The following is a 17841-nucleotide window of genomic DNA, read 5'->3' as shown; positions in this document are numbered from 1 at the left end:
GCTATCAACCTAGAAGGTTCTTCCACGTGGATCGAATTGACCGCAAGATTCTCGCTGAGCTGCACGCCGATGGCCGCTTGTCCCTCACCGAACTCGCAGAACGCGTGGGGCTGAGCCTTTCGCCGTGCCATCGACGGGTGCGGGCGTTGGAGGAGTCGGGGGTGATCCTGGGCTATCGCGCCCTGCTGGCGCCCAAGGAGCTGGGCTTGAGCTTTTCTGCGATCGTGTTCGTGACCCTGCGCGAAGTCACCCGCCAGGCCATTGCCGACTTTGAGGCGGCGCTGCCTCAGATCCCGCAGATCATCGAAGCGCAGCGCCTGTTCGGCGACCCGGACTACTTGCTGCAAGTCATCACCAGAGACTTGCCGGCCTTTCAGCGCCTTTACGACGAACACCTCACCTCGCTGCCCAACGTGCAGCGGCTGGTGTCGACGCTGGTGATGAAGAACGTCATCAATGACCGGGTGCTACCGCTGTAAGCCGGGCATCAAGCCCTGCGCCAGCGCCTGCAGCAGCACCTTGACCTTGGGGAGCGCGTCACGGTTTTTGGGCCACACCAAATGAATCGCCAGCCCCTCGCTCGCCAGGTACGGGAGCACTTCGACCAGGCTGCCTTCGGCCAGTTGTTGCTTGATCAGCCAGGTGGGCAACTGCGCGATCCCGCAACCGGCCATGACCGTGATGACCTGTGCCTCGCCATCGCCGACGATGTACTGCGCTGACATCACCCGGCGCTCCATGGCGGCGCCCTGCTTGCCCACAAAACGCCAAGGGCTGACGGTGCCATCTGCGCGACCGTAAGCCACGCACACGTGATGCTCCAGATCGCGCTCGGTCACGGGCTCGCCGTGTTGCTTGAGATAAGCCGGAGAAGCGCAGAACACATGCCGCTCGCTGCCCAGATAACGGTGCCCCCACGCCGCCGGCCAGACGTCCGGGCCGCCTACGCGCACCACCACGTCCACGTCTTCTTCCACCGGATCGATAAACCGGTCAGAAAACGACAGGTGCGGCTGCAACTGCGGGTACTGCTGCACACACGCCAACACCACCGGCAACGCCTGCAAGCGCCCAAAGGCGGCGGGCAGGTCAATGCGAATACGCCCGCGCGGCTGCGCTGAGTCGGCGTGCAGCGTCAACTCGGCTTCTTCCAGATCCGCCAGCACGGCCGTGCACGTGCGATAAAACGCCGTGCCCGCATCGGTCAGGGCCAAGCGCCGGGTGGTGCGATTGAACAGGCGCACCTGCAAGCGGCTTTCCAGCCGTGCAATACCTTTGCTGACCGCAGACGCGGTGAGGTTCATGCGCTCGGCCGCCGCCTTGAAACTGCCCGAGTCAGTGACGCAGACAAACACATCGATACCCTTCAAGCGCTCGGAAGAAAACATGGCGGCCTCTTATTGATGAACCCAGTTCACTTAATTCGGTAAAAGGTATCGTAAATACGCTCCCATTTCCCCAGTAAGCTCAGCGCCACGACTTTACTCACCCCACAGGCGCTTTTATGACCTCGCAAAAACCCACCGTTTTAATCACCGGCGCCACGGGCCAGATCGGCGGTGACACGCTGCGCCTGTTGCAGGACGACGACAGCATCACTTTGGTCGCGGCGGTGCGCTCAACCGCCAAAGCCCAACCGTTCGAGGCGCGCGGCATCCGCAGCGTGATCATGGACTTTGATAAAGAAGAAACCCTGGCGCCCGCCTTACAGGGCATCGACCGGGTCTTGCTGGTGACCGGCTACACCGTCGACATGCTGCGCCAAAGCAAAGTGTTTGTGGACCAGGCGAAAAAAACCGGGGTGCAGCACATCGTGCATTTGGGCGCCTGCGGCCGTGACGACGCCAGCATCGGGCATTGGGCCTGGCACCAGTTGGTGGAGCGGTACATTGAGTGGTCGGGCTGTTCGTTCACCCACTTGCGCCCTGAGTGCTTTATGCAAAACCTGCTGAGTTATGACGGCACTCAAGCGGTGAAATCCGGGGTGATTGAGCAGTACACCGGCGATACGCCGTTCAGTTGGGTCGATGGCGAAGACGTTGCCCGCGTGGCTGCGCAAGCGCTGTTGCACCCGGACACACACGCCGGTCAAACCTATCGCTTGGGTTACGACGTGCAATCGTACGGTGACGTGGCCACCATCATGACGCGGGTATTGGGCCAGCCGTTTCGCTACGACGCCCAGCCACCCGAAGTGTTCCTGGAGAACATGCGCGCAGCCGGTGCCGAGATGGCGTACATGAGTTGCGTGTATGACAACTTCAAACGCATGGCCGCCAACAGCATCCCGGGTGCCCAGGACACGTTTGACAACTTCACGGCCATTACCGGCCGCCAGCCGGTGCGCTGGGAAGAATTTGTGCAAAAGCACCGCAGTGCTTTTGCGTATTGATCCTGTACGGCACAAAAACTGCTCAAGGGTGGGAGCGGGCTTGCTCGCGATGGGCTTCAGAACGCCCCGTCTGTTCGGCAAATACGCGTCATCGTTAACGACCATCGCGAGCAAGCCCGCTCCCACAGAGTGAACTGTATTGTGTGTAGGAGCAGGGTTATGTCAGCTCAGCTGTTGACGCATCGCCAGTTCAACACCGCGTATTTCCGCCAGCCCTTTGAGGCGGCCGATCAAGGAGTAACCGGGGTTGCTCTTGCGGTGCTGGTCGTCCAGTAGCTGGTGGCCGTGGTCCGGGCGCAGTGGCAGGCGCGGGCCGCCGTCGCGCTCGCGGCGCAGTTCTTCTTCGACCAGCGCACCGATCACGCCAACCATGTCGACATCGCCACCCAGGTGGTGGGCTTCGTGGAAGCTGCGCGGGTCGGCCTCGCGGCGGGTTGAGCGCAGGTGGGTGAAGTAAATGAACGGTGCAAATTGCTTGGCCATCGCCACCAGGTCGTTGTCTTCGCGCACACCATAAGAGCCGGTGCAGAAGGTCAACCCGTTGGCCGGGCTTGGCGCCGCGTCGAGCAACCATTGCGCGTCCTGGGCCGTCGAGAGAATGCGCGGCAAGCCGAGCAGCGCCCGCGGTGGATCGTCCGGGTGGATGGCCATGCGCACGCCCACTTCTTCAGCCACGGGGATCACTTCACGCAAAAAGTGCCCCAAGTGCTCGCGCAGTTTGGTTTCATCGATGTCGTCATAGGTGCGCAACAACGCTCGAAAACTGTCCAGCGTGTAGTGTTCTTCTGCCCCCGGCAGCCCGGCGATCAAGGTGTTGACCAAGGCTTCGCTGCGCGCCGGTGTCAGAGCCTCGAAGTAGTCTTTGGCCTGTTGAATATCGTCGGCGCTGTACTCGGCCTGCGCGCCCGGACGTTGAAGAATGAACAGGTCGAAGGCGGCAAAGGCGGTTTGATCAAAACGCAGTGCCCAACCGCCGTCCTCTAGTTCCCAGGCCAGGTCGGTGCGGGTCCAGTCCAATACCGGCATAAAGTTGTAGCAGACGATATCGATGCCACAGGCCGCCAGGTTACGCACGCTTTGCTGGTAGTTGGCGATGTATTCGTCACGGCGCCCGCAGCCGCGCTTGATGTCTTCGTGCACCGGAATGCTCTCGACCACCGACCAGGTCAAACCGGCGGCTTCGATCATTTTTTTACGCGCTGCAATGGCTTCCACCGGCCACACTTGGCCGTTAGGAATTTCATGCAGGGCGGTGACAATGCCGGTCGCACCGGTCTGTCGCACATCGGCCAGTGAGATAGGGTCTTGGGGGCCGAACCAACGCCACGTCTGTTCCATGTGTGTCTCCCTTGTTATTCGTTGTGTGCTGCAAAGGTTTTTAAATGATTGGGCATACCGGTGTGTTGCAGGGCGCTATAAGCCCGCTGCACGGCCTCGCGAAAAGCGCCCCGCGAAGACAGCTCGACCGGGAAGACTTGCTCCAGATCGAGAAAAGCATCGACCCGCGCCGCGCCGTCAAAACGCCCGGCCAGATCGGCGAACGTAGCGCTCAACGGGTCGTCAACACTGTGCATCACGCCGCCCGCCACAGGCTGCGTGCAGCAGTGAATCCAGGCCGCCACGCCGAGGGCGATGCAGTCGATGGGCTGCCCTGCATCGAGCAACTGCCGGGCGCCTTGCAACCAGCGTTGCGGCAGTTTTTGCGAACCGTCCATGGCGATCTGCCGCAGGCGATGTTGCAGGCTGTCGTTGGCAAAGCGTGCGCACAAATCGCGGGCATAACCCGACACATCAATGCCGATGGGCATGTCCAGAGTCGGCGCCGCTTCTTCATTCATGTAGCGGCGGATAAAGCGCAGCAGATCCGGATCGCTGATGGCCTCGAACACCGACTCATGCCCCGCCAGCAGCCCGATGTAAGCCATCAACGAATGGCTGCCGTTGAGCATGCGCAGCTTCATGGTTTCGAAAGGCCGCACGTCAGCGACCATTTGCACGCCCTCCACTTCCCAGTCCGGGCGCCCTTGGGGGAAGTGGTCCTCGATTACCCACTGGCTGAAGCGTTCACACACCACGGCCGCCGGGTCATGGCAATCCAGTTCCTGCGCCAACCGGGTGAAGGCCTGGGCGTCCATGGCGGGCACGATGCGATCGACCATGCAGCCCGGAAACGCCACCTGCTGTTCAATCCACTGCGCCAGCTCACGGTTGTGTGCAGCCGCCAGACCGCTCACGGCCTGGCGGGTGCGCTGGCCGTTGTCGGGCATGTTGTCGCAACACAACACGGTGAATGCCGGGACGCCCGCTTGGAACCGTCGGCGCAGGGCTTCGAGCACAATCCCCGGCGCAGTGCGCGGCGTTTGCGGGTGTTCAAGGTCGTGAATGATCGCCGGATCTTGCACCTGCAACTGCCCGCTGGCCGGGCTCAGGTAATAGCCTTTCTCGGTCACTGTGAGCGTGACGATCCGGGTGTTCGGGTCGGCCATGCGCTGTAACAGTTGCTCCAGCTCTTGCCCGCCATCCCCGACAAACAGCGCCTCACGCACCACCGTGATGTCGCGCAAGGTCACCTGTTCGCGGTCCTGGTACTCCGCCACCGCATAGCGGTTGTGCTGCTCGCGCAATTGCTCGACCAGCGCCCGGTTGGAGCGCAGGTTGGCACTGCACACGCCCCAGGCGCTGTGACCGTGGCGATTGAGATGACGCTGCACATACACCGCCTGATGAGCGCGGTGAAACGCTCCCAGACCCAAATGCACAATCCCGACTTCGGCCTCGGCCGCGACCGAGGGCACACGCTGAACAACAGGCATCGCGACTCTCCTCAAAGCTCAGGGCTGCGACAGCGCCGGGCGCGGCACAACCGTGTCTGTTGGCGGCACAGCAACGTCGGTGACGGGCAGCGGTCGGACATAACGCGCCACACACACGGCACCGATGATGGTCAGCAGCCCCGCCAGCAAGAAGGCACTGGTGAACGAGCCGGTGAACTGCACCAGAAAGCCGGTCAGGGTCGGGCCGATGATGCCCGAGGTGTTGGCCAGAAAATGCATGAAGCCACTGACTCCGCCCACCCGTGCGGCGGGCACGGTATCCTGGATGATCGCCCAGTAAATGGCGCCGGTGAGGTACAGAAAGAACACCGCCAAGGCCACCAGCGCGACCGCCGGGTACAGGGTTTTGACGATACCGGCGAAACCGATGCACACCGCACAGGCCAGCAAGCACGTGACCAGCACCACTTTGCGCGAGAACATCATGCGCCCGGTTTTTTTGAACACGAAGTCGGAGATAAACCCGCCCAGCGCCAGCCCGAGGAAGCCCAGCACCCAGGGGATGACCGTGGCGATACTCATCTCTTTGACGTTGAGGCCGTGGGCCATCGTCAGGTAGCTGGGGAACCAGGTCAGGAAGAAAAACAGCGTGTAGTTGTACGAGAAGAACGCCAGCGAGGTGAACAGCACCGTCGGTTGCTTAAGGTAGTAACGCAGCGGATGCACCGGCAGCGCCGCCATGTCGCTCTGGCCTTCACCTTCGGCAATCTCTTGCGCAACCTTGCCGGTAGGTTTGTCCTTGACGAACTTGTACCAGACCGCCGCCCACACCAGGCCGATCAACATAATGATGATGAACGAGACCTTCCAGCCGTAACTGATGGCAATAAAGCCCACCACCGGCCCGGAAATCGCGCCCCCCAACGGGGTGCCCGACATGGATGAACCCAACGCCCGCGCCCGTTGCTTGGGCGTGTACCAGTTGTTGACCATTTTGCTGGTGGTCACGCTCAGCGGGCCTTCGCCCATGCCGAAGAGAATGCGGATAAACACCAGCGACATGAAGCCGACCGTGAGTACGGTCAAACCACTGAACAGCGACCACAGCACCATCGCCAGCAGCAGCGTGGTTTTGGCGCCATAACGGTCGGCCGCCCAGCCGCCGATAAAGTTGAAGGCGGCATAGCCGACAAAAAAACTACTGAAAATCATGCCCATCTCACCCGTGGTCAGACCGTAGTCTTTTTGGATGAAAGGGGCTGCCACGGACAATGCCGAGCGATCCAGGTAGTTAATGACGCCTGCCAGGAACAGCATGATGATGATTAACGTACGACCTTGACCAAACATTGGAACCTCCCGCTTTTTATGTTTATTCGGTGAGGGTGCCCAGCAGTGGGCACATGGAGCTAAGGTGTTCAGGAATGAGCGGTATTGAGCTGCACCAGCACTTTGCGGGTCTGCTCGGGGTGGTTTTCGATCAGGGCGATCGCCTCGGGCATGTCATCAAAGCCGACGCGGTGGCTGATCATTTCCTGAACCTGCAACTTGCCGCTGGCGATCAGTTCGATCACCCGTGGGAACTTGCGGTTGTTGAGGCGCGAACCCACCAGGGTGAGTTCCTTTTTGATCATTTCCAGCTGCACCAGGTCGGTGGGCGTGGCGTTGAAACCCAGCAGGCCAATCCGCCCCGCTGGCGAGGCCAGGCGCACCATTTGCGGCATCAATGCCGGGATGCAGGCGGCATCGACAATCAGCGGCACGCCCTGGCCCTCGGTGATTTCGCGCATGGTCGCTTCAACGTCGACGTCCTTGCCGTTGAGGGTTCGGGTAGCGCCCAGCGAGCGCGCGGTTTCAAGGCGCTCGTCAATGACGTCGGTCACGGTAATGTCGGTCAACCCCAATGCGCGGGCCATTTGCACCAGCGTCAGGCCGATCACGCCGGCGCCGTAAATCAGCAGGCTGTCGCCGGGGTGCGGCTGCATGCGGTCCAGTACGTTGAGGGCGATGGAGTAAGGTTCGACCAGGGCGGCGTGGCTCAGGGACATCGAGTCCGGCAGGCGATGAACATTGCTCGCCGGCACGCTGACTTGCTCGCTGAAACCGCCGTCGCGGTGCACGCCGATCACTTGCAACTGGGTGCACACGTTGGGCCGGTTGATGCGGCACGGGTAGCAGGTGCCGCAACTGATCACCGGGTCGATGCACACGCGGTCACCGACCTTGATGTGCTCTACGCCTTCGCCCACTTCGTGCACCACGCCCGAAAACTCATGGCCGGTGACGCGGGGGAACCGCACAAAGGCATTCTGCCCGTGAATGATGTGCAGATCCGAACCGCAGATACCGGCGTAGGCCACATCGACCTTCACTTCATTACGGGCGACCTGCGGGACTTCAACCTGAGCCAGGCCGAACTCAAAAGGTGCTCTCACTTGAAACGCTTTCATCGGATAACTCCTGCCAAGGCATGACGCCCAATTTTTTATAGTTATTAAACAGTCGCGCAAAAAGCTTTAAACGGTGTGTTACCAGTGCCAGAGCGTGCCGTCTTCGAGGCGGTTGACCGGCAGGCTGGCGCGTTTGTAGGGGTATTGAGCGGCCAGTGTTTCGTCGATATCCACGCCATGGCCCGGGGTTTCTCCGGGGGTGAAATGGCCGTCTTCAAAGCGGTAAGCGTGGGGGAACACGGCCTCGGTCAGCGGGTCGTGGGGCATGTGTTCCTGAATGCCAAAGTTGGGCACCCACGTGTCGAAGTGCAGCGCCGCGCCCATGGTCACTGGCGAAAGGTCAGTGGCGCCGTGGAACCCGGTGCGCACCTGGTACAGCGCGGCAAAATCAGCGATCCGTCGCACGTGGCTGATGCCACCGGCATGCACCAGCGTGGCGCGGATGTAGTCGATCAACTGCTCTTGAATCAGTTCGCGGCAGTCGTGAATCGAGTTGAACACCTCGCCCACCGCCAACGGTGTGGTGGTGTGCTGACGGATCAGGCGAAAAGCCTCCTGGTTCTCGGCCGGGGTGCAGTCCTCAAGCCAGAACAGGTTGAACGGCTCGACGGCCTTGCCCAGACGCCCGGCTTCAATGGGCGTCAGCCGATGATGGACGTCATGCAGAATGTGCAGATCATCGCCAAAACACTCGCGCACGGCGGCGAACAGCTTGGGCACATGGTTGAGGTACTTGGCGGTGTCCCACACATGCTCGGCGGGCAGGTCGCTGTCGGCCGGTTCATAGCGTTCACCACTGCGCTTGGCCACACCATACGTGGTGGCAATGCCCGGAATCCCGCACTGCACGCGCACGGCTTTGTAACCCAGCTCAACATGGCGGGCGACTTCCTCCAGGCAACCGTCGATGTCCTTGCCCGTGGCATGCCCGTACACCATGACTCGCTCGCGGCTCTTGCCACCCAGCAACTGGTACAACGGCATGTTGGCGGCCTTGGCCTTGATGTCCCACAACGCCACGTCAACGGCGGCAATCGCGGTCATGGTCACCGGGCCACGGCGCCAGTAGGCACCGCGATACAGGTACTGCCAGATGTCTTCGATACGCTGCGCATCGCGGCCGATCAAGGCAGGCAAAACGTGCTCTTCAAGGTATGCCACCACGGCCATTTCGCGGCCGTTCAAGGTCGCGTCGCCGATGCCATACAGGCCGGAGTCGGTGACAATTTTCAGGGTGATCAGGTTGCGCCCAGGGCAACTAACGATCACCCGCGCTTCAACAATTTTCATACGCTCAAGCCTCAGCCACAGAAGACAATGCGGGCATGCTCAGTGTCGGCATGGCCGCGCGCGGGATCAGCGCCCCGGGGTGTTGCACCACTTGCGCGGCCAGCCGATGGCCCCAGCGCGCCGCCAGTGCGGGCTCGCCACCTTGCAAACGGCAAGCAAGGTACGCCGCGCTGAACGAGTCGCCCGCCGCCGTGGTGTCGACGATGTGCTGCACGTTTTCGGCGGGCACTTCAACGTGCCCCGCCGCGCACTGAATCAAACACGAGGCCGCGCCACGTTTAAGCGCGACTTCGCCTACGCCGAAGGCTTTATAGGCGCGAAATAATGCTGTGTGATCGGCATAACCGAACAGCGCGGCGTCGTCTTCCCAGGTGATCAGGGCCAGGTCGGTCAGGCGCAGCATGTCGCTGTAGGCCTGACGTGCGGCGTGCACGTCGGGCCATAAATGGGGGCGGTAATTGTTGTCGAAGACGATGCGCGTACCTGCCGCTCGGGCCAGGCTCAGGGCTTGCATCAAGCGTTCGCGGCCAACGGGCGTGAGGATCGCCAGGCTGATGCCGCTGACATACACATAGTCATAACCGGCCAACGCACTGAGCAGGGCATCGGCTTGCGGCCCGTCGAACACCCGGCGGGCGGCGGCTTCGCCACGCCAGTAGGCAAAACGGCGTTCGCCCTGGTCGTCGGTCTGGATAAAGTACAGCCCCGGCAGCGCATCGGGGATGACCCGAACATGCTGGTCACCCACGCCTTCGTCGCGCCACATCTGGCGCATGGCAACGCTGAAAGCGTCTGCACCGACAGCGGTTATGTAGTCGACACCCATCGTGCTGCCCTGGCTGACACGGGCCAGGTAGACCGCCGCATTCAGCGTGTCGCCGCCAAAGGTCTGGCTGAACGTCGCGCCCGGCTCACCGCGCATCTCAATCATGCACTCGCCGATCAACGCCACCTTGAGGGGGCGGGATCGTTCGGCCTGTGGGCAATGCCCGAGCATTACTGTCATCACTGCGCGCCTTGTGTTTTGCGTCAACGCAGACCCGTAAGGGAGGGTCTTGTGCAGCGCTATTATTGTTTTCGAAACGGCGTTTCATTTTTTTCTTGTGGCCGATTCTAATCCTAATTCCCACACCGTCAAGCAAAATGGAACAGCGTTTCGATTCGCCAGGGTATATCCTTGTTTTTTTTAATTGTGTTGGAGCCTCCATGGACAACAGCACCACCCAAAACAATGAACTGGTGTCGGCCGTAGGGCGGACCATGGCTGTGCTTGAAACCCTGGCCGAGCACCCTGAAGAAAGCGGCGTGTCAGAAATCGCGCAAAAGCTGGACATGTCAAAAAGCACGGTTTACCGCTTTTTGCAGTCGCTCAAAGCCCGTGGCTATGTGGTCCAGGATGCCGAAGACCGCTACCGCCTCAGCGTTCGCCTGTTCGAACTGGGCGCCCAGGCCCTGCCCCACCTGGACATCGTGCGCGAAGCCGAACCGGGCATGCGGCGCATCAATGAGCTGACCGGCGAGACCGTGCACCTGGGCATCCTCGACGAAGGCAGCATCGTTTACGTGCACAAGATCGACTCCAAGTACAACCTGCGCATGTACTCGCGCATCGGCCGCCGCGCCCCGTTGTACTGCACCGGGATTGGCAAAGTGCTGATGGCCTGGCTGGAAGAAGACGAGTTGCTCGCGCACCTGCGCGAAGAAAGTTTTGAGCGTCGTACCGCCAACACCCTCACCAGCATTGATGAGTACCTGCACGAACTGGCGCTAGTGCGCGAGCAAGGCTATGGCGAAGATCACGAAGAATTCGAAGACAACATGCGCTGCCTGGCGGCGCCGATCAGGGACCGCTTTGGCCATGTGATCGGTGGCATGAGCGTGTCCTTTCCGTGCTTTCGCTTTCGCGAAGAACTGAAACAGGACTACGTCAAACAACTGATGGAAGCCTCGCAACAAATCTCCAGCCAACTGGGCTGGCGCCCTTAGAGGTGTTGTGGGTGTCGCAGGCGACACCCACAATAAGTAATCCTGAAATTTAGGAAGCGTCCTACAGACCTTGTTGCTAGTTACTGCTAGTTTTGCCGAGGTAATTAGGTGACGCATCTTAAATCACACGAGACTTAAATATGACTACGTTCAACATATTAGTAGCGACCCAACTTTCCTTGAACGCTAGTTATAGTCCACTCGACGCCCCTTGACGTTAACCCCTATATCAACACCCCTCATAAAAAGCCCACGTTTGCAGTTGCAACGCCAACTTTATTAAATGCCTCTGCGTGAGGTATTAACAGGTCAGAAGTGTTGGAGATAACGCCATGAGGCTCTCTTGCGTTCCGCCAGTTGCTGCATCACTGATTGCCACTACCGAAAACATCTTACATATCGCGCCGGTGTCCAGTGGCTGGAAAGCTGATGCGCCCAGTAATGTCATATTTCTGCCCCCGACATTAACCAAACAAACACTGCTGATACAGATCGCACTGCTGCGCCCGTCAACCCTCGTTGTCGGGGATCAAAGCATTGATGCCGAGGTGATTGATCAATGGCGCACTTGCCACCCATTCGGCGATCTTGTGCTAATTCGCAGAGGGTCGAGCCTGGATAAAGTGCGGCTGGACCTGTGCGCGCCCAACCATGTTCGGGTGATCAATACGCCGGGGGTCAACGCGCCGCACGTCGCGGCCTATATCGCCCACTGGCTGACACTGGCCGATGGCGGCACAGCACAGGCTGTTTGCGTGCTGGGCTACGGCAATGTCGGCAAAGCCCTGGTTAACCTGTTGCTTGAGCAAAATCCGGACATCCGGGTCACGGTGTTAGTGCGCCCCGGCCAAACGCCAGCGCCAATCAGCCGGGTCTCATTTGTCGCTGACTGGCTTGAAGCACTGCAAGGGGCGCACGCCGTTGCGATCTGTTTGTCGCTGAATGAGGACTCCACCCAGCGCATTGACCGGGCTCTCATTGAGAGCTTGCACCCCCAGGCCCGTGTGGTCTGTGTCGCCAAACCGCAGGTGTTCAGCGATGCGGCGTTGCAGGCCCTGGCAAAGGCGCAAGGCATCCAGTTGATCGTCGACTACGGGCCCGCAACACTGGATGCCTTTCGTCTGCGCACCCTGGCGCTCGGTTGTAGCACCTCAACGTGGTGCCAGCCGGTGACGCTGACGACGCAGGCGGCAACCACTGAAGCCTGCCATCGCGACCTTGACTATGCCGTCTGCGTGCAACTGAGCCTCACCGCCTTGCGCGGCCTTGTCAGGCGCCAATGTGCCCACTCTCTGATGATCCCGACCAAGCCGGTACAGGCCGGAGCGCCCAGCGTGTCGATCATTGGCAGGGGGATCAATGGCCTGCTCCAGGCGGTGATGTGCCGCCTGGCGAATTATCAGGTCACGGTCTACGGCGGGGATCAGGAGAGCGATGGCGCCAGTCACAAGAACGTCAATATGCGCCATCTGTCTGCAACGGAGACGGCGGCAAAGCCGCTGCATAACGACTACTTGCTCCCCGCCAACCAACACTTGGCCATTGCGTGCAACCGCGCAGGCATCGAGCTGTTTGAAAAGCTCCTGGCTGACAACCCGTCACTGCGCCCCTTCGCCAAGGCGGGGATTGTGCGCGCCTATCGGGAAGGTGACGAAGGCGTAGACGCGGCAATTGGCGAGCAACGCGCGATTGAACGCTCACCCTGGCCGAGTGGCAGGCCGGGCGGTGACCTTGTTGAGATCAGCCAGCAGCAATTTGAGGCCAGGTATGCAATCCCCGGGATCAGCCGCGCCATTGAGGTGTCGGGCTACGACCTGGCGTTTGTCGAGGTGATGGCCGAGCTGGTGACGCTTTTGCAGCGCGCCGGGGTTCAGTTCCGGCCTCAGCGTCTGAGCCGGGGGCAGATAACCGAACTGAGCAGAGAACACTTCGTCATCACCGCCATGGGCGTTGAGCAACCAGACGTCTTACCGATCACCGGCTGGTTTTTCAAATTGATCGCTGTCGGCAACGAAGGCGCCGACCTGCGCGGGGTCAAGCTGCACTATGCGTTGCCAATCGGCGTCATGAATTGCCGGCTGGACGCAGGCCACATTCTTGTCTCCGGCGGCCAGGTGCCACCCGATGCAAGCCCGGCGGATAAACAACACATACTCGCCGCCTGCCTGGCCGCTGTTGCCCGGCACTTCCCACACGCGTATGCCAAGGCGATTGAAAGTAACAACTTACAGATCATTGAATGTGCCCGGCCCGGTACTCAAGATGGGCTGTCGATTGTGCATTGGTGTGCATTTAATCGTGTTGCCGCCGGAGCAACTTATGCCGGTGGAACAACACAGGGTTTAGTGTGGGCCTCCTTGGTTCAAGAACTTATTCAAGCAAGGTCATCGACACTCTCTGGCATGACTGTGAATAAAAAACACTATTAAAGGCGGTTTATAAAACGCGCTCTTGTCAGCGCATTTAAGCCTTTATCGACTTAGTGCCGCACATTTAATGAGGCTGGCACCTGCTTCGCTCAATATTTATCTGAACGCGAAGACACTCAAGCAACCGATAACAACAATGAAACATCACTTGAGGCATTGGAATGAATAGATTGAAACTTGCTGGGCTCACACTCGCCGCCACATCCCTGATGGGTCTTGCCAATGGGGCCTCGGCGGGCGCCACGCTGGACGCCATCCAGAAGAAAGGGTTTATCCAATGCGGTGTCTCCGATGGTTTGCCGGGCTTCTCGGTACCGGATGCCCACGGCAAGATTTTGGGCATTGACGCTGACGTCTGCCGCGCGGTGGCGGCCGCCGTGTTTGGTGACGCCAGCAAGGTCAAATTCAGCCAGTTGAATGCCAAGGAGCGTTTCACTGCCCTGCAATCGGGCGAAATCGACATCTTGTCGCGCAACACCACCATGACCAGCTCCCGCGACGCAGGAATGGGCATGAAATTCCCCGGATTTATCGCCTATTACGACGGCGTTGGTTTTTTGGTCAACAAAAAGCTCGGCGTAAAAAGTGCCAAGGAACTGGACGGTGCAACCCTGTGCATCCTCGCCGGGACCACCACCGAGTTGAACGTTTCGGACTACTTCCGCGCCAATAAGCTGAAGTACAGCCCGATCACCTTCGACACCTCCGATGAAAGCGCCAAGTCGCTGGAGTCCGGCCGCTGTGACGTACTGAGTTCCGACAAGTCCCAACTCTACGCACAGCGCAGCAAACTGGCCCACCCGGAGGAGTATGTCGTCCTGCCAGAAACCATTTCCAAAGAGCCCTTGGGCCCAATCGTGCGCAACGGTGACGACGACTGGCTGGCCATCGTGCGCTGGGTGGGCTACGCCATGCTCAACGCTGAGGAAGCGGGCATTACGTCGAAGAACGTGGAAGCTCAAGCCAAAACCAGCAAGAACCCCGACGTAGCCCGCCTGCTGGGTGCCGACGGCGAATACGGCAAAGACCTCAAGCTGCGCAAGGACTGGGTGGTGCAGATCGTCAAGCAGGTCGGCAACTACGGCGAAGTCTTTGAGAGAAACCTGGGCAAAGGCAGCCCTCTGCAAATCGACCGTGGGCTGAACGCACTGTGGAACAACGGCGGCATTCAATACGCACCGCCTGTGCGCTGATTGCTGTGCGTGTTGTCGCCCGGCGGTTGATCGCCGGGCGATGTTCTGTTGCTTTTTTCCGGGGCATTCCATGCAAAACCTAATCAACGCACCCAAGCAGAAGCTGCGCTTCAGCGATCCCAAAGTGCGTGAGTGGCTGTTTCAGATCATTACGATTGTGGCGGTCGTTTCACTGGGCTGGTACCTGTTCAATAACACCCAGACCAACCTGCAACACCGAGGGATCACCTCGGGTTTCGAGTTTTTTGAGCGCAGTGCCGGTTTCGGTATCGCGCAGCATTTAATCGATTACAAAGAATCGGACAGCTATGCCAGAGTCTTTGTCATCGGCTTGCTCAACACCTTGCTGGTGACGGTGATTGGCGTGGTTCTGGCCACCCTCCTCGGCTTCATCATCGGCGTGGCGCGTTTGTCCCCCAACTGGATGATCAACAAGCTGGCGACGGTGTATGTGGAAGTGTTCCGTAACATTCCGCCGCTGCTGCAAATCCTGTTCTGGTACTTCGCGGTGTTCCTGAGCATGCCGGGGCCGCGCAATAGCCATCACTTCAATGACACCTTCTTTGTCAGCAGCCGTGGCCTGAACATGCCCGCGGCGCTGGCCGCAGACGGCTTTTGGCCCTTTGCATGCAGCGTGCTGTTTGCCCTCGTCGCTGTCGGCTTGATGGTGCGTTGGGCCAACCAACGCTTTGAAGCCACCGGCCAACCGTTTCATAAATTCTGGGCCGGACTGGGCTTGCTGCTGGTGATTCCCGGGGCATGCGCACTGATTTTTGGCGCGCCGCTGCAGTGGGAAATGCCCGAGCTCAAGGGTTTCAACTTTGTCGGTGGCTGGGTGCTGATCCCGGAGCTGCTGGCGCTTACCCTGGCCCTGACGGTGTACACCGCAGCGTTTATCGCCGAGATCGTGCGCTCGGGCATCACCTCGGTCAGCCACGGCCAGACCGAAGCCGCACGCTCCCTGGGCCTGCGCCCCGGGCCGACGCTGCGCAAGGTGATCATCCCGCAAGCCCTGCGGGTGATCATTCCGCCGCTGACCAGCCAATACCTCAACCTGGCAAAAAACTCGTCTTTGGCGGCCGGGATCGGCTATCCGGAAATGGTTTCGTTGTTTGCCGGAACGGTGCTCAACCAGACCGGCCAGGCCATTGAAGTCATTGCGATCACCATGAGCGTGTACCTGGCAATCAGCATCAGCATTTCTTTGCTGATGAACGTTTACAACAAGCGCATCGCGCTGATCGAACGCTAAGGAGACGGCCATGACGACTCATCATTTCAAACCCGACCTGCCGCCCCCGAACAAGGTGTTCGGCCCCCTCGCATGGATGCGCACCCACTTGTTCAGCGGTGCTTTCAACACCCTGCTGACGTTGCTGGCGTTCTACCTGCTGTACCTGACAGTGCCGCCGCTGGTGCAGTGGACGATCCTTGACGCGAACTGGACAGGCAGCACCCGTGCCGACTGCACCGGGCAAGGCGCTTGCTGGGTGTTCATTCAGCAGCGCTTCGGGCAGTTCATGTATGGCTACTACCCCGCTGACCTGCGCTGGCGCGTCGACCTGACCGTCTGGCTGGCCGTCATCGGCGCGGCGCCGTTGTTTATCTCTCGCTTTACGCACAAGGCCATTTACGGGCTGGGCTTTCTGGTGGTGTACCCGGTTCTGGCCTTCACCCTGCTGCATGGTGGCTATTGGGGCCTGACCAGCGTGTCGACCAGCCAGTGGGGCGGCTTGATGCTGACACTGGTGATCGCCACCGTCGGCATTGCAGGCGCGTTGCCTTTAGGCATCGTGCTGGCATTGGGGCGTCGCTCGAACATGCCGGCGATACGGGTGGTGTGCGTGACCTTCATCGAGTTCTGGCGCGGCGTGCCATTGATCACGGTGCTGTTCATGTCGTCGGTGATGCTGCCGTTGTTCCTGCCCGAAGGCATGAACTTCGACAAGCTGCTTAGGGCGCTGATCGGCGTGATTCTGTTCCAGTCGGCCTACGTGGCTGAAGTGGTACGTGGCGGTCTGCAAGCCATCCCCAAAGGCCAGTACGAAGCAGCCGCGGCGATGGGCCTGGGTTACTGGCGCAGCATGGGCCTGGTGATTTTGCCGCAAGCCTTGAAGCTGGTGATTCCGGGCATCGTGAACACCTTTATTGCGCTGTTCAAGGACACCAGCCTGGTCATCATCATCGGTCTGTTTGACCTGCTCAACAGCGTCAAGCAAGCCGCCGCCGACCCTAAATGGCTGGGCATGGCCACTGAAGGCTATGTGTTCGCCGCCCTGGTGTTCTGGATGTTCTGTTTTGGCATGTCGCGCTACTCCATGCATTTGGAACGCAAGCTCGACACCGGTCATAAACGTTAGGAGTTCTGCAATGAATGAAGCAATCAAACACCCTGTCAGCCCTGCCGGGATTATCCAGATGCAGGACGTCAACAAGTGGTACGGCCAGTTCCACGTGTTGAAAGACATCAACCTGAACGTCAACCAGGGCGAGCGAATCGTGCTGTGCGGCCCGTCGGGTTCGGGTAAATCCACCACCATCCGCTGCCTTAACCGCCTTGAAGAGCACCAGCAAGGCCGCATCGTGGTCGATGGCGTGGAACTGACCAACGACCTCAAACAGATCGAAGCGATTCGCCGTGAAGTGGGCATGGTGTTCCAGCACTTCAACCTCTTCCCGCACCTGACCATTTTGCAAAACTGCACGCTGGCGCCGATGTGGGTGCGCAAGATGCCCAAGCGCCAGGCCGAAGAAATCGCCATGCATTATCTGGAGCGCGTGCGTATTCCGGAACAAGCCCACAAGTACCCCGGCCAGTTGTCTGGCGGTCAACAGCAGCGCGTGGCCATCGCCCGCGCCTTGTGCATGAAGCCCAAAATCATGTTGTTCGACGAGCCGACGTCAGCACTGGACCCGGAAATGGTCAAAGAGGTTCTGGACACCATGATTGGTTTGGCCGAAGACGGCATGACCATGCTCTGTGTGACTCATGAAATGGGCTTTGCCCGCACCGTGGCCGACCGGGTGATCTTCATGGACAAAGGTGAAATCGTCGAGCAGGCAGCGCCTGATGCCTTCTTCGACAACCCGCAGAATGAACGGACCCAGCTGTTCTTGAGCCAGATACTGCATTGATGCCATAGGCCACATCCTGCTGTAGAAGGGGCCGCCCCGTCTTCGACGCCGCGCTGTCGCGCAGCAAACAGGCCGCCGAGTATCTTCAGCATCCCCCAATCGGTTCCCTCTCCTTCGGGAGTGTATGGACCGGGGACATCGCGAACACTTTGTTCGGAGACATAGCGAACAGTTAACGAAGCTTTTTCCCTG

At 59.9% G+C, this 17841-nt stretch carries 15 protein-coding genes; 8 read left to right on the top strand and 7 right to left on the bottom strand.

Annotated features, from left to right (window positions below; translation table 11 throughout):
* Positions 1–26: 26 nt before the first annotated feature.
* The gene (locus AAEZ03_RS20550; RefSeq protein WP_350581165.1) at positions 27–479 is read left to right on the top strand and encodes an Lrp/AsnC family transcriptional regulator; all 453 of its coding nucleotides are present in this window, start codon (positions 27–29) and stop codon (positions 477–479) included.
* Here the strand turns inward: AAEZ03_RS20550 and AAEZ03_RS20545 are convergent.
* A complete protein-coding gene (locus AAEZ03_RS20545) occupies positions 468–1388 on the bottom strand; it encodes a LysR family transcriptional regulator (protein ID WP_350581163.1) in 921 nt (306 codons plus the stop codon). The genes AAEZ03_RS20550 and AAEZ03_RS20545 overlap by 12 nt on opposite strands.
* 116 nt (positions 1389–1504) lie before the next feature.
* On the opposite strand from AAEZ03_RS20545, the gene AAEZ03_RS20540 reads away from it, so the two are divergent.
* The gene (locus AAEZ03_RS20540; protein ID WP_350581161.1) at positions 1505–2392 is read left to right on the top strand and encodes an SDR family oxidoreductase; all 888 of its coding nucleotides are present in this window, start codon (positions 1505–1507) and stop codon (positions 2390–2392) included.
* Positions 2393–2554: 162 nt separating this feature from the next.
* On the opposite strand, the gene uxuA is transcribed toward AAEZ03_RS20540, so the two are convergent.
* From uxuA to AAEZ03_RS20510, 6 genes are all read right to left on the bottom strand, one after another.
* Positions 2555–3730 carry a mannonate dehydratase gene (gene uxuA / locus AAEZ03_RS20535; RefSeq protein ID WP_350581159.1) on the bottom strand — a complete coding sequence of 392 codons (1176 nt, stop codon included), beginning with the start codon at positions 3728–3730 and terminating at the stop codon, positions 2555–2557.
* A gap of 14 nt (positions 3731–3744) precedes the next feature.
* Positions 3745–5205 (bottom strand): mannitol dehydrogenase family protein, encoded by a 1461-nt coding sequence (locus tag AAEZ03_RS20530; protein ID WP_350581157.1) that lies wholly within the window; start codon positions 5203–5205, stop codon positions 3745–3747.
* Between the two features lie 18 nt (positions 5206–5223).
* Positions 5224–6516, bottom strand: a complete 1293-nt coding sequence (locus tag AAEZ03_RS20525) for an MFS transporter (protein WP_153336573.1) — start codon at positions 6514–6516, stop codon at positions 5224–5226.
* A 68-nt stretch (positions 6517–6584) separates the two neighbouring features.
* On the bottom strand, positions 6585–7616 hold the full coding sequence (locus AAEZ03_RS20520) for a Zn-dependent oxidoreductase (protein ID WP_350581155.1): 1032 nt from the start codon (positions 7614–7616) through the stop codon (positions 6585–6587).
* 78 nt (positions 7617–7694) lie between these two features.
* Entirely contained in the window at positions 7695–8906 is a 1212-nt protein-coding gene (gene manD / locus AAEZ03_RS20515) for a D-mannonate dehydratase ManD (protein WP_350581153.1), read from the bottom strand.
* Positions 8907–8910: 4 nt separating this feature from the next.
* The gene (locus AAEZ03_RS20510; RefSeq protein WP_350581151.1) at positions 8911–9912 is read right to left on the bottom strand and encodes a sugar kinase; all 1002 of its coding nucleotides are present in this window, start codon (positions 9910–9912) and stop codon (positions 8911–8913) included.
* 200 nt (positions 9913–10112) lie between these two features.
* On the opposite strand from AAEZ03_RS20510, the gene kdgR reads away from it, so the two are divergent.
* The 6 genes from kdgR to AAEZ03_RS20480 all read left to right on the top strand — a co-directional run bounded on the left by kdgR (position 10113) and on the right by AAEZ03_RS20480 (position 17649).
* Positions 10113–10892, top strand: coding sequence for a DNA-binding transcriptional regulator KdgR (gene kdgR, locus AAEZ03_RS20505; RefSeq protein WP_048367132.1), 780 nt, complete (start codon positions 10113–10115; stop codon positions 10890–10892).
* Between the two features lie 332 nt (positions 10893–11224).
* A complete protein-coding gene (locus tag AAEZ03_RS20500) occupies positions 11225–13321 on the top strand; it encodes an FAD-dependent oxidoreductase (protein WP_350581148.1) in 2097 nt (698 codons plus the stop codon).
* Positions 13322–13530: 209 nt separating this feature from the next.
* Positions 13531–14514 carry an amino acid ABC transporter substrate-binding protein gene (locus AAEZ03_RS20495; protein ID WP_228394178.1) on the top strand — a complete coding sequence of 328 codons (984 nt, stop codon included), beginning with the start codon at positions 13531–13533 and terminating at the stop codon, positions 14512–14514.
* A gap of 70 nt (positions 14515–14584) precedes the next feature.
* Positions 14585–15766 (top strand): amino acid ABC transporter permease, encoded by a 1182-nt coding sequence (locus AAEZ03_RS20490; protein ID WP_350581147.1) that lies wholly within the window; start codon positions 14585–14587, stop codon positions 15764–15766.
* 10 nt (positions 15767–15776) lie between these two features.
* Positions 15777–16874, top strand: a complete 1098-nt coding sequence (locus AAEZ03_RS20485; RefSeq protein ID WP_350581145.1) for an amino acid ABC transporter permease — start codon at positions 15777–15779, stop codon at positions 16872–16874.
* A 10-nt stretch (positions 16875–16884) separates the two neighbouring features.
* Positions 16885–17649 carry an amino acid ABC transporter ATP-binding protein gene (locus AAEZ03_RS20480; RefSeq protein WP_350581143.1) on the top strand — a complete coding sequence of 255 codons (765 nt, stop codon included), beginning with the start codon at positions 16885–16887 and terminating at the stop codon, positions 17647–17649.
* Positions 17650–17841: the final 192 nt, after the last annotated feature.

This window comes from Pseudomonas sp. HY2-MNA-CIBAN-0224, from assembly GCF_040310285.1.
In the GTDB taxonomy this organism is placed as follows: domain Bacteria; phylum Pseudomonadota; class Gammaproteobacteria; order Pseudomonadales; family Pseudomonadaceae; genus Aquipseudomonas; species Aquipseudomonas helleri.
Note: the sequence above shows the minus strand (reverse complement) of the source record. Positions and strands in the feature narration are given on the sequence as shown.